General features: G+C 64.7%; 12 protein-coding genes. 3 read left to right on the top strand and 9 right to left on the bottom strand.

Going from position 1 to position 12565, the window contains the following annotated elements:
• Together J4G43_RS02250 and proB are read right to left on the bottom strand one after the other, a co-directional pair.
• On the bottom strand, window positions 1-1296 hold the full coding sequence (locus J4G43_RS02250) for a glutamate-5-semialdehyde dehydrogenase (RefSeq protein WP_208083936.1): 1296 nt from the start codon (window positions 1294-1296) through the stop codon (window positions 1-3).
• Window positions 1297-1442: 146 nt separating this feature from the next.
• Complete coding sequence (proB, locus tag J4G43_RS02255) at window positions 1443-2564, bottom strand: glutamate 5-kinase (RefSeq protein ID WP_028149988.1); 1122 nt, start codon at window positions 2562-2564, stop codon at window positions 1443-1445.
• 196 nt (window positions 2565-2760) lie between these two features.
• On the opposite strand from proB, the gene J4G43_RS02260 reads away from it, so the two are divergent.
• Entirely contained in the window at window positions 2761-3726 is a 966-nt protein-coding gene (locus J4G43_RS02260) for a Bug family tripartite tricarboxylate transporter substrate binding protein (protein WP_208083937.1), read from the top strand.
• 133 nt (window positions 3727-3859) lie between these two features.
• Here the strand turns inward: J4G43_RS02260 and J4G43_RS02265 are convergent, their stop codons facing one another.
• The 3 genes from J4G43_RS02265 to J4G43_RS02275 all read right to left on the bottom strand — a co-directional run bounded on the left by J4G43_RS02265 (window position 3860) and on the right by J4G43_RS02275 (window position 7339).
• Window positions 3860-5494, bottom strand: a complete 1635-nt coding sequence (locus tag J4G43_RS02265) for an alkaline phosphatase family protein (RefSeq protein ID WP_208083938.1) — start codon at window positions 5492-5494, stop codon at window positions 3860-3862.
• A 236-nt stretch (window positions 5495-5730) separates the two neighbouring features.
• Window positions 5731-6771, bottom strand: a complete 1041-nt coding sequence (obgE, locus tag J4G43_RS02270; RefSeq protein ID WP_208083939.1) for a GTPase ObgE — start codon at window positions 6769-6771, stop codon at window positions 5731-5733.
• A gap of 85 nt (window positions 6772-6856) precedes the next feature.
• Window positions 6857-7339: a MaoC family dehydratase gene (locus J4G43_RS02275; RefSeq protein WP_208083940.1), complete on the bottom strand. Its 483-nt coding sequence runs from the start codon at window positions 7337-7339 to the stop codon at window positions 6857-6859.
• Window positions 7340-7457: 118 nt separating this feature from the next.
• Here J4G43_RS02275 and J4G43_RS02280 point away from each other — a divergent pair, with 118 nt between their 5' ends.
• Window positions 7458-8372, top strand: a complete 915-nt coding sequence (locus J4G43_RS02280) for a DMT family transporter (RefSeq protein ID WP_028149984.1) — start codon at window positions 7458-7460, stop codon at window positions 8370-8372.
• Between the two features lie 40 nt (window positions 8373-8412).
• On the opposite strand, the gene J4G43_RS02285 is transcribed toward J4G43_RS02280, so the two are convergent.
• The 3 genes from J4G43_RS02285 to rplU all read right to left on the bottom strand — a co-directional run bounded on the left by J4G43_RS02285 (window position 8413) and on the right by rplU (window position 9906).
• Complete coding sequence (locus J4G43_RS02285) at window positions 8413-9006, bottom strand: GNAT family N-acetyltransferase (protein ID WP_208083941.1); 594 nt, start codon at window positions 9004-9006, stop codon at window positions 8413-8415.
• 143 nt (window positions 9007-9149) lie between these two features.
• Window positions 9150-9419, bottom strand: coding sequence for a 50S ribosomal protein L27 (gene rpmA / locus J4G43_RS02290; RefSeq protein WP_011083253.1), 270 nt, complete (start codon window positions 9417-9419; stop codon window positions 9150-9152).
• A gap of 97 nt (window positions 9420-9516) precedes the next feature.
• The gene (gene rplU, locus J4G43_RS02295) at window positions 9517-9906 is read right to left on the bottom strand and encodes a 50S ribosomal protein L21 (RefSeq protein ID WP_063980440.1); all 390 of its coding nucleotides are present in this window, start codon (window positions 9904-9906) and stop codon (window positions 9517-9519) included.
• Between the two features lie 331 nt (window positions 9907-10237).
• Here rplU and J4G43_RS02300 point away from each other — a divergent pair, with 331 nt between their 5' ends.
• Window positions 10238-11371, top strand: a complete 1134-nt coding sequence (locus J4G43_RS02300; protein WP_208083942.1) for an ROK family protein — start codon at window positions 10238-10240, stop codon at window positions 11369-11371.
• Window positions 11372-11540: 169 nt separating this feature from the next.
• Here the strand turns inward: J4G43_RS02300 and J4G43_RS02305 are convergent, their stop codons facing one another.
• Window positions 11541-12404, bottom strand: coding sequence for an alpha/beta fold hydrolase (locus J4G43_RS02305; RefSeq protein ID WP_208083943.1), 864 nt, complete (start codon window positions 12402-12404; stop codon window positions 11541-11543).
• Window positions 12405-12565: the final 161 nt, after the last annotated feature.

The following is a 12565-nucleotide window of genomic DNA, read 5'->3' on the forward strand; positions in this document are numbered from 1 at the left end:
TTACGGCCGCGTCTGACCTGTGCCGTGGACGCGATATTTGAAGCTCGTGAGCTGCTCGGCGCCGACAGGACCACGGGCGTGGAATCGACCGGTGGCGATGCCGATCTCGGCGCCGAAACCGAACTCGCCGCCATCGGCGAACTGCGTTGAGGCATTGTGCAGCACGATCGCGGAATCAACCTCGCTCAGGAATTTCCTCGCAGCAGCCTCATCCGCGCTCACGATCGCGTCGGTGTGATGCGAGCCGTGGTTCTGGATATGCGCGATCGCGCCGTCGACACCGTCCACCACCTTCGCCGCGATGATCGCGTCAAGATATTCAGTGTCCCAATCGTCTTCGCTGGCAGCCTTGACGCGCGCATCGGTCTTCTGCACGGCGTCGTCGCCGCGCACTTCGCAGCCGGCCTCGATCAGCATCTCGACCAGCGGCTTCAGGTTTTTGGCGGCGGCGGCGCGATCGACCAGCAGCGTCTCGGCCGCGCCGCAGACGCCGGTGCGGCGCATCTTGGCGTTGAGCACGATCGACTTCGCCATGGCGAGGTCGGCGCTGGCATCGATATAGACGTGGTTGACGCCTTCGAGATGCGCGAACACGGGCACGCGGGCCTCCTGCTCGACGCGCGCGACGAGGCTCTTGCCTCCGCGCGGAACGATCACGTCGATGGCGCTGTCCAGCCCTGACAGCATCATGCCGACCGCCGCGCGGTCGCGCGTCGGCACCAGCGTGATCGCCGCTTCGGGGAGCCCGGCGTCACGCAGGCCCTGGACGAGACATTCATGGATCGCGCGGCACGAACGAAAACTGTCGGAGCCGCCGCGCAGGATCACGGCATTGCCGGATTTCAGGCACAGCACGCCGGCATCCGCCGCAACGTTCGGCCGGCTCTCGAAGATCACGCCGACGACGCCGAGCGGAACGCGCACGCGCTCGATGGTCATGCCGTTCGGCCGCTGCCAGCTCTCGGTGACGATGCCGATCGGATCGGCGATGCCGCGCACGATACCGATGCCCTCGGCCATCGACTCGACGCGCGCAGGTGTCAGTGTCAGGCGGTCGATGAAGGAGGCGATCATGGTGCCCGAGGCGCGGGCCTCCGCGACGTCCTCGGCATTGGCGGCAAGGATCGCGGCAGAGTTCGCGCGGATCGCCCGCTCCATGGCCTCGAGCGCCCGGTTCTTCTGCTCCGGCGGCGCCAGCGCCAGCACGCGCGCGGCAGCGCGGGCACGGGCGGCGAGATCGGACATCAGCGCCTGGAGATCGGCATTGCCGTCGACGGCTTTGAGGGGGGCGGCCATTGGAGCTTCAACCTTCTGCTAAGGCGGTGTCCTAGCATGGAAATCCCGCGTCTGCGAAGGGTCGGGAGGGTATGGCTGGTCTCTCCGGCGAGGCGCCGGCTGGGTCATTGGCCCAGCAAATTCGGTGAAAAGGGCCGTCGCGGCCCTTACCCGCCCACCACCAGATCGTCGCGGTGGATCATCTCGGACCTCCCGCTGATGCCGAGGATCGCCATCACGTCCGGGGACGAGCGGCCCTTGATCCGCTCGGCGACCTCGGCATCGTAGGCGATCAGGCCGCGGCCGACCTCGCTGGTATCAGGACCGCGCACGATCACCGCATCGCCGCGGGCGAACTGGCCTTCCACCTTGATCACGCCGGCCGGCAGCAGGCTGGCGCCGGCACGCAGCGCCGTCACGGCGCCGGCATCGATGGTCAGCGTGCCCTTCGGCTCCAGCGTGCCCGCGATCCACCGTTTGCGCGAGGTGATGGGGTTGGCCGGCGTCAGGAACCAGGTGCAGCGGCCGCCGTCGGCGATCGCCTGCAGGGGATGCTCGATCTTGCCCGAGGCGATCAGCATATGCGTGCCGCCGGTCGTGGCGATCTTCGCGGCCTCGACCTTGGTTCGCATGCCGCCGCGCGACAGCTCAGACTCGGCGTCGCCTGCCACGGCCTCGATCTCGGAGGAGATGCTGTCGACCACGGGAATGAGTTTTGCGTTCGGATTGTTCTTCGGCGGGGCGTCGTAGAGCCCGTCGATATCGGACAGCAGCACCAGCAAATCGGCGCTCGCCATGGTGGCGACGCGCGCGGCGAGGCGGTCATTGTCGCCGTAGCGGATCTCGTTGGTGGCGACCGTGTCGTTCTCGTTGATGACGGGGATCGCGCGCCATTCCAGCAGCTTGCCGATGGTGGAGCGCGCGTTGAGATAGCGGCGGCGCTCCTCGGTGTCCTGGAGCGTGACCAGGATCTGCCCCGCGCCGATGCCGTGGGCGCCGAGCACCTCTGACCAGATCCGCGCCAGCGCGATCTGGCCGACGGCGGCGGCCGCCTGGCTCTCCTCCAGCTTCAGCGGGCCACGCGGCAATTTCAGCCGGCTGCGGCCGAGTGCGATCGAGCCCGAGGACACCACGAGCACGTCGCGGCCCTCGCGATGCAGCTTGGCCATGTCGTCGGCGAGCGCGGCGAGCCAGGAGGCGCGCACCTCGCCCTTGTCGGAATCGACCAGCAGGGCGGAGCCGACCTTGACGACGATGCGGCGGAATTGACTGAGTTCGGGGCTGGCCATGTGTGTATGCGTTGGCGCGTGTGACGAATTGCTCGGGCTCGGGAACGGCGGAGCAAATAAGCGGCGCCGGTTAAGGCCTGCTTTTGCAGCAGGACGATGGCCGGCGCAAGGCGGCTAAAATGGTAAACGGCGCTTGTCCGGGAAGCTCGCCTGGCTCTAATTGTCGCCAACCATAATGGGCTGAAAGAGGAAACCGATGGATCGCCGCAACTTCATCGCCGGATGTCTCGGGTTGCCGCTGTTGGCGCAGGCAGGCGGATCGCAAGCGCAGGCCGGGCTGACAAAGATGATCTTCCCGTTCGCGGCGGGAGCGGGCGGCGACACGCTGTGCCGGCTGATCGCGCAGGAGATGGCGCCGGCGCTGCAGCGGACCATCGTGGTCGAGAACCGTACCGGCGGCGACGGCCTGATCGGCATCAAGGCGGTGAAGGGCGCGAGTGCCGACGGCAGCATGGTGCTGGTGACGACGGGCCCCACCATGTACCTGCTGCCGATGGTGGAGACGACGCCGAGCTTCGACACGGCGAAGGATTTCATGCCGGTGTCGCTGTTGGCGCGGTTCGAATTCGCAGTCGTGATCGGCCCGGCGATTGACGCTGCCGATTTCAAGTCATTCGTGGCGTGGCTGAAGGCGCATCCGGACAAGACGACGTTCGGGGTGCCGAGCAACGGCACCATTCCGCATTTCGTGGGCTCCAAGCTCGAGAAGGATCTCGGCATTCCCTTGACCCGCGTGCCCTATCGCGGGAGCGCGCCTATCCTCAACGATCTCATCGGCGGCCATCTGTCGTTCGGCATCGTGACATTGGCCGATGCGCTGCCGCAGCACCGCGCCAAGGGCGTGAAGATCATCGCGGTCGCGAGCGCGGAACGTTCGCCGTTCGCACCCGAGGTCCCGGCGCTGAAGGAGAGCGGCATCGATCTCGTCGCGGATGCCTGGTACGGCATGTGGCTTCCCGCCGGCAGCCCGCCGGACTTCGCCGGCAAGCTCGGCGCCGCCGCGAGTGCCGCGCTCGCCAAGCCCGAGGTGAAGGAAAAGCTCACCGCGATCGGGCTGATCCCGGTCGGCAGCACCGCGGATGGCCTGACCAAGGAGCTCGCCGCCAACACGGCGTTCTGGCAGCCGATCGTGAAGGCGACGGGGTACAAGATCGAGAATTAGGCCTAGCGTCCAACTCTATCCCCTCATCCTGAGGAGCGCGCTCTCGCGCGCGTCTCGAAGGATGAAAGGCCCGGCTGCGAGCGGGGGCCTTCATGGTTCGAGACGGCGCTGTCGCGCCTCCTCACCATGAGGATTACATCTTCGCGCGCTGCGCGATGCCGTCCTTGATCGACGCGAGCTCGGCTTCGTCCCAGACGCCGATCAAAATGCCGCCCTTCACCTGGAGCTGGTTGTCGGCATAGTTCGCAATCTTCTCGCGCGGCGTGGTGATGTGGTCGTTGGGATGTAGGGCCCAGTCGAACAGCTCGGCCTGAAGGCGCGCGATGATGCCGGCACACTCCGGATCGTCGCCGCGATCCAGAAACTCTTTCGGATCGGTTTCGAGATCGTACAGCATCGGACGGAAGCCGGAGGCGTGGATGTATTTCCAGCGGCCGTCGAACACCATGAATAGGCGGCAGCGTTCGATCGGCTGGTTCAGCTTCAGCCGCACATCCTGCATGGCGTAGTCGTATTCAGAGAATGCGACCTTGCGCCAGTCGGACGGCCTCTCGCCGCGCAGCAGCGGCAGCAGCGAGCGTCCTTCGAGGATGTGGCCCGGCACCTTGCCGCCGAAATAATCGACGAAGGTCGGCGCGAGATCGATGCCTTCCACCAGCGCGTCGCTGCGCGTGCCACGCGTGGCGTCGGCTTCGCTGGAGGGATCGATGACGATCAGCGGAATTTTCGCCGACTGTTCGTGGAACAGATCCTTCTCGCCCATCCAGTGATCGCCGAGATAGTCGCCATGATCGGAGGTGAACACGATCATGGTGGTGTCCAGCAGGCCGCGCGCCTCCAAAAACTTCATCAGCACGCCCATCTGGTCGTCGATCTGGGTGATCAGGCCCATATAGGTCGGGATCACCTTCTCGCGGGCCTCGTCGCGCGCCATGTTGCGGGAGTAGCGCATGTCCATATAGGCGCCGAACACCGGATGCGGATTCTGGCGTTCGCGCTCGGAGCGGATCACCGGGATCATGTCATCGGTCGAATACATGCTCGCATAGGGCTCGGGCGCGATATAGGGCCAGTGCGGCTTGATGTAGGACAGATGCAGGCACCACGGCCTGCCGTCGGTCTCGGCCTCGCTGATGAAGTCCATCGCGCGCCGCGTCATGTAGGGCGTCTCAGAGTGTTCGTCCGGCACGCGCGCGGCCTTGTCGGCATGCACCAGCAGCCAGCCGTTCTGCAACGAGCCGTCGTCCGCTGCGCCTGAATTCGCCCAATGCTCCCAGGGATTGGTCGCCTCGAATCCCTGGCCGCGCAGGTACTCATCGTATTTCGGGCGCGGCCGTCCGGTCGGATGCAGGCCGTCGTCACGCTCATAAGGCTCGAACCCGCATTCGGCGACGTGCACGCCGATCATCGATTCCGGCGGGATGCCGAGCGCCTTCATGCCCTCGAGATCGGGCGCCATGTGGGTCTTGCCGACCAGCACGTTGCGCACGCCGATCTTTTTGAGGTGGTCGCCGAGCGTGGGCTCGCCGACGCGCAGCGGCCAGCCGTTCCAGTGCGAGCCGTGCGAGCGCATGTAGCGTCCGGTGTAGAACGACATCCGCGACGGGCCGCAGATCGGCGACTGCACATACGCCTTGCTGAACAGCACGCCGCGCTTGGCCATGGCGTCGATGTTGGGCGTCTTCAGTGTGGGATGGCCGGTGCAGCCGAGATAGTCGTAGCGAAGCTGGTCGCACATGATCCAGAGAACGTTCTTCGCGCGCGCCATGCTTCGCCCCTGCCGTTTCTTGATCTTTTAATGCTGCGCTATCGCGCCAGCGAAGACAAGCCGCGATGCGCGTACCCGCGGCCGCGCACTCCGCTGTCGTCCCTGCGAAAGCAGGGTCCCATAACCCCAAGACGTAGTTTTGCGAAGGCTCGTTGTTCGGTACTACAACCGTCCGCAATCGAAAGATCACGCGGTATGGGTCCCCGCTTTCGCGGGGACGACGGCGGGGAGAGAGTTCAAGCCGACCACGGCTCCGCTTCGGCCGCGCTCTTCGCCTTGGCCGATACCGGGGCCTCGCCGATCACTTCGACAAGCGCGCGCAACGCTTCCTTCACGCCGTCGCCGGTGATGCCGGAGAGCAGCAGCGGTGTCTTTTTGGCGGCGCGCTTCAAGCGGTCCTTCTGCTTCTTCAACTCGTCCGGCCCGACCGCGTCGATCTTGTTCAGCGCGACGATCTCGATCTTGTCGGTGAGCAGGCCGCCATAGGCATTGAGCTCCGTGCGAACCGTCTTATACGCCTTGCCTGCGTGCTCGCAGGTCGCATCGACGAGATGCAGCAACACGCGGCAGCGCTCGACATGGCCGAGGAAGCGGTCGCCGAGGCCGGCGCCTTCATGCGCGCCTTCGATCAGACCGGGAATGTCCGCCAGCACGAATTCGCGGCCGTCGGAATTCACGACGCCGAGCTGCGGATGCAGCGTGGTGAAGGGATAATCGGCGATCTTCGGCTTCGCCGCGCTGACCTTGGAGAGGAAGGTCGATTTGCCGGCATTGGGCAGGCCGACCAGGCCGGCATCCGCGATCAGTTTCAGCCGCAGCCAGATCCAGCGCTCCTCGCCGGGCTGGCCGGGATTGGCGTTGCGCGGCGCGCGATTGGTCGACGATTTGAAATGCGCGTTGCCGAAGCCGCCATTGCCGCCCTCGGCCAGCACGAACTTCTCGCCGACATCAGTGAAGTCGTGGATCAGGGTCTCGCGATCCTCGTCGAAGATCTGCGTGCCCACGGGGACCTTCAGCACGATCGCCTTGCCGTTGGCGCCATGGCGGTCCGAGCCCGAGCCGTTCTCGCCCTTCTGGGCCTTGAAATGCTGCTGGTAGCGGTAGTCGATCAGCGTGTTGAGGCCGTCGGCGACCTCGATAACCACATTGCCGCCGCGGCCGCCATTGCCGCCGGAAGGACCGCCGAATTCGATGAACTTCTCGCGGCGGAACGCCACGCAGCCGTTCCCGCCGTCACCGGAGCGGATATAGACCTTTGCTTCGTCGAGGAATTTCATGGGCCATAGGTAGGGCAGGCGGTCCCGCGCGGCAACCCGGACTTATCCCTGAATCGGCCGAATTTCCGCGAATTTGGCCCCGTGCTTAACCTGCAGGCCGTCTCCGGATCAGGAATTTCTGCGTCCCCTCCAGCACCAGCTCCTTGCGCTGGTTGAATACGGTGCTTTTGAGCGTCACCGCGCCGGTCGTGCGACCCGGCACCAGCTCCGTGACCTCGAGCGCCGGATAGATGGTGTCGTCGGCGAACACCGGTTTGAGGAACCGGCTCGATTGCTCGAGGAAGCCGACCAGGGAGTCCTCGACCATGAACGGAAACAGGCCTGCGCCGGGCGCCGTGTGGATCAAGGTCTGGAAGCCGTGGGCGAGCAGGTGCGGCATGCCGCGGCTGCGGCAATATTCCACGTCGTAATGCACGGGATGGGTGTCGCCGCTCGCGGTCTGGAAGGCGGCGAACACCGCCGAGGTCTGGGTGCGGCTCGGCAGCACGAAGCGCTCGCCGACCACGAAATCCTCAAACCAGCGTTGCGCGGGGATCATGCGATGCCGGGTCGGGTCGAAGTCGGTCATGTCCATGCTCTCTAGTTGGGGAGGCATCTATCGCTATCGCGCCGCGAAGAGTGCGACAATCCGTTCAATCAGCAGATGCGGGCTTGTCCGGCGCGCCCACGTGATTAAAACGGCGCCAATGCCCTTCTTCAAGAATCTCTCCGCCTATGACGACCGCTCCGCACGCCTGGCCGGCATTGCGCTGATGGTGCTGTCGATCTTCATGTTCTCGTTCGGCGACGCCATGGGCAAGTTCCTCGTCGGGACCTATTCGGTGGGGCAGCTCTTGTTCCTGCGCGCCTGCGCGGCGCTACTACTGCTGTCGCCGCTGGTCTGGCGGCAGCGTCACCAGTTTCTGCATCTGGAGCGGCCATGGCTCCAGCTGTTCCGCGTCGTGCTGTCGACGCTGGAAGTGGCCGCTTTCTTCCTCGCGACGGTCTATCTGCCGCTCGCCGACGTCATCACCTATTATCTCGCCGGCCCGATCTTCGTCACCGCGATGTCGGCGATCTTTCTGGGCGAGAAGGTCGGCTGGCGGCGCTGGACAGCGATCCTGATCGGCTTCTGCGGCGTGCTGATCGCGTTGCGGCCGTCGGCGCAGACGGTCAGCCTGCCGGCGCTGATCGCGCTCGGCGGCAGCCTGTCGTTTGCGACGCTGATGCTGATCACGCGCAGCCTGCGCAAGACGCCCGACATCGTGATGGCGTCGTCGCAATTCATCGGCACGTTCTCGCTGGGTGCGGTGCTGTCGGCATTCCACTGGGTGCCGCCGACACCGGGTAGCCTCGCGATCTTCGCGCTGGCGGGTTGCGTCTCGGTGACGGCGCTGTTCTGCGTCAACCGCTCGCTCAAGCTGGCACCGGCGAGCGTCGTGGTGCCCTATCAATATTCGATGATCGTCTGGGCCGTGATCTTCGGCTTCGTCGTGTTCGGCGACGTGCCGTCGATTGCCACCATCATCGGCGCCGCCATCATCATCGGCGCCGGGTTCTACATCTACTTGCGGGAGCGCGATCTCGGCCGCCCGAGCAACGAGGTGAATCCGCCAGCGTAGCTCTTACCCTCCCCTGGAGGGGAGGGTAAGCAACTGCGCGCTACCTCATGCGTCTCGCACTGCTCCAGTTCTTCAGCGACGACCACACGCCGCGTGACAGGCGGAAGCAATCGACCGGCGTGGACGAGCCCAGCGCGAGGAAGCGATGCAGCTGGACGCCGCTCCACTGGAAGCCGCACTTCTCCAGCACGTTGCGCGAGGCCGGATTGGTGACGCGCGCACCGGCATAGAGATGATCGTCCTCGAACTCCTCGAAGAAGAAATCGATCGCGCCGCGCGCCGCTTCGGTCGCAAAGCCCTGGCCCCAATGCTCGACGCCGAGCCAGTAGCCGAGTTCGGCATTGTCGGGCGTGGAGCGGTCGACGCCGACCATGCCGACCGGCCCGGTGTCGTGCTCGATCAGGAACACGGTCTCGCTGCCGAGCGCGGCCGTGGCACGGACGAATTCGACGGCGTCGTCTTGCGAATAGGGGTGTGGAAGGCGACGGGTGTTTTCCGCGACACGGCGGTCGTTGGCGAGGTGGGCGATGGTCCTGACGTCGGCGAGAGTCGGGCGCCGCAACGTCAGCCGCTCGGTGGCGACGACGCTCGGTCTCGCCTCCCGCAAGGTCACGCCCGAGAAATCCTGCAACATGTCCGGCTCCGTCAAAGTCACTAAGTGAAAAGTGAGCAAGTCAAACGAAAGGGGAGGCCGGTTTCCCTGCCTCCCCTGGAGCCGTCTTGTGGACTCCGCCGGTTCGGTCAAGGACCCGGCGGACTCCAAATTTGGTCCACCGTCTATTCAGCCGCCTCGGCGATCGGGAGTACCGATACGAATGTGCGGCCGTTGGCTTTGGCTTGGAACGTGACGCGACCCTCGATCTTGGCGAACAGAGTGTGGTCCGTGCCCATGCCGACATTAAGGCCGGGATGCCAGGTGGTGCCGCGCTGACGCGCAATGATGTTGCCGGGAATCACGACTTCGCCGCCGAACGCCTTGATGCCGAGGCGCTTGCCCTTCGAATCGCGACCGTTGCGCGATGAACCGCCTGCTTTTTTGTGAGCCATGGCTCGTCTCCAAAATCCTGCGTATTTCTAGATCAATTCCTTGACGGAATCATTTCACAATTTCTCACGCATCAATTCGTGATTGCGCGTGATCAAATTATGCGGCGGCTTCTTCGGTGGTCGCTTCCTTGGCGACCTTCTCCCGCTTCGGACGCGGGCCCTTGGTGGGCTTGGCGCCGTCCGTCAGGATCTCGGAGATACGGAGGACCGTGATCTCGTCGCGATAGCCGCGCTTGCGGCGCGAATTCTTGCGGCGGCGCTTCTTGAACGCGATGACCTTCGGCCCGCGCTTGTGGTCGAGCACCTCGACCGCAACGGACGCGCCTGCGACCGTCGGGACGCCCAGGACCGGCGTGTCACCGCCGAGCACCAGCACTTCATTCAGCTGTATGATCGAGCCGACTTCGCCTTCGATCTTGCCTACTTCGAGAACATCATCCGGCACGACGCGGTATTGCTTGCCGCCGGTTTTGATGACTGCGAACATCGTTTTTTCTCCGTGTTCAAATCCCGGCCTCGCGACGAGAATCGTCCGGGCCGGCTTTTTGTCAGTCGCTATGGGTTTATGCGCGTTTTGTGCGGGCGGGAGTTATCCCTTTGAAAACCCGCGCAAAAACAAACAGCGCGAGAAACGCCCCGCGCCGGTTGCGGGACTTATAGCCGCCGGACGCCGCAAGTCAAGGAAAACCACCGGAAACGGCCCGGATTTGAAGGATTTGGCATCCGTCCCGGCCTTTCGGCGAATCTGCCGCCGGTTTGCAACTTCCGGGTTCCCGCGCCGTTGTCCCGGCCGGAACAGCTAACCGGGCAGGGCTTTCATGGCAACGGACGAACTGGTCAAGACGACGACGGGCATCGCCGCCCACGGCGCGGCGCGGCTGCCGTCGGTAGACATCGACAGCTTCAACATCGAGATGAAGGACGAGGACGGTTTCCTCGGCGACCGCGCCAGCAAGGGCGCGTTCCGCGAAATCCTCGAGCGCTGGCGCAAGCCGCTGCGCAAGTCCGGCGAGGACCCGTTCGGCAAGGAGCCATCTGATGAGATCAGCAAGAAGACGCTGGACGCCATCCTGATCGGCGATGACACCGAGGCCTGGGCCGTGGTGCATAGCGCCATCGAGGACTTTGCCCAGGAGCTCGCTTACGTCACCCGTCGCTTCCTCAAGAGCAAGGCCTGGGCCAAGACCGAGCGCATCGTCGTCGGCGGCGGCTTCCGCGATTCACGGCTCGGCGAGCTTGCGATCGCGCGCACCGGGATCATCCTCAAGGCCGAGGATTTCAAGATCGACATGGTGCCGATCCGCGCCCATCCCGATGAAGCAGGCCTGATCGGCGCGCTGCATCTGGCGCCATCATGGATCTTCGAGGCCCATGACAGCATCCTCGCCGTCGACATCGGCGGCACCAACATCCGCTGTGGCCTGGTCGAGACCGGCTGGAAGAAGGCCAAGGACCTCTCGAAGGCCAAGGTCGTGAAGTCAGAGCTGTGGCGTCATGCCGACGACGAGCCGACCCGCGAGGGCGCGGTGAAGCGGCTCATCAAGATGCTGAAGGGGCTGATCACCGAGGCCGAGAAAGACGGCTACAAGCTCGCGCCCTTCATCGGCATCGCCTGTCCCGGCGTGATCAACGCGGATGGCTCGATCGAGAAGGGCGCGCAGAACCTTCCGGGCAATTGGGAGAGCAGCAAGTTCAACCTGCCGGCGAGCCTGATCGAGGGCATCCCCGAGATCGGCGAGCACGACACCGCGATCCTGATGCACAATGACGGCGTGGTTCAGGGCCTCTCCGAGGTGCCGTTCATGCAGGACGTCGACCGCTGGGGCGTGCTCACCATCGGCACCGGGCTCGGCAACGCCCGCTTCACCAACCGCCGCAAGGACAACGGCAACGGAAAAGACCGGGATTCTACTGAGAACGGCAAGAAAAAGAGTAAGGCGGACAAGGAGTAACCTTGACTGGTTAGGTTAAGGACCGGATTGCGTTGCGGCGCACAGGACACTCGCTACGGTCGAATCGTCGCCTCACCCTGGCCGGCGAAGCCGCCCTTCCCAGCCAGTATTTCAATGAGCGGCACGGGACCGCCAGTGTTTACCGCGTCTGGCGGTCCCACCCCTGTCTTCAGCTCCAGCCAATGCGCTGAAAGAACGCCGCGATCTCCGCGGCCGCGCGATCCGGATCTTCCCGATGCGGGAAGTGGCCGACGCCCGGAAACATCGCGAGATCGAGATCGCCAAACGTCTCGCCGAGACGATCGGTCCAGGCATAGGGAAACAGCGGATCGTGCTCGGCCCAGCGCACGCAGGTCGGCACATTGATCGGTGCCAGCTGCGGGGCTTCGCCCTTCATCATCGCGACCCGCCCGGCATGCGAGGCGCGATAATGCGCAAAGCCACCGGCGAGATTGCCTTCTCTGAAGAAATTGTCGGCGAAGACGTCGAGAACATCGTCGAAGGCGTTCTTCCGATGCGCCCAGCCCTTCAGGAAGTGGCTGATATAGAGCCGGCAGCTCTCGCGGCTCGCACCGACCAGCGCGGACGCCATCTCCATCTGATGGAAGGATTGATACCAGATGTGGTTGAGCCTATCAGGCGCCGCCATGCGCGGCCCGATGCCGGGATAGACGAAGTCGAAGAAGAAGAGCCCGCTGAGTCGCTCGGGCGCCAGCCGGGCCAAAGGCTGCATCACGGCGCCGCCGACATCATGGCCGACCATCCCGAATTGGTCGATGCCGAGCCCCTCCATCAGCGCCAGCATGTCGGCCGCATGGCCGTCCGGCCCATAAGGCCCGTCAGGCTTGTCGCTGTCGCCAAAGCCGCGCAGATCGGGCGCGATCAGCATGAATCGGTCCGAAAGCCGCGCCATGACCGGCTCCCAGATCAGCCAGAATTCCGGCCAACCATGCAGCAAAAGCAGCGGTTTGCCGCTGCCAGCGCGGACCAGGTGGAAATCGGCACCATTGGCCTTGATCGTGAGATGCTCCACGGCAGTTCCTCCCGGCGGTGAGCGCGCTTTTGAGCGAAGCGGACCCCGGTTCGCCTCAAGAAAACGCATCAAAACAAGAATCTCGGCCCCGCTCCAATTCATCGGACCGGAGACGGCTCCAGGGCAGGGGCTGAAAGAGGCAGCGGATTTTCCCCTTTCGC

The organism is Bradyrhizobium barranii subsp. barranii, from assembly GCF_017565645.3.
GTDB lineage: Bacteria > Pseudomonadota > Alphaproteobacteria > Rhizobiales > Xanthobacteraceae > Bradyrhizobium > Bradyrhizobium barranii.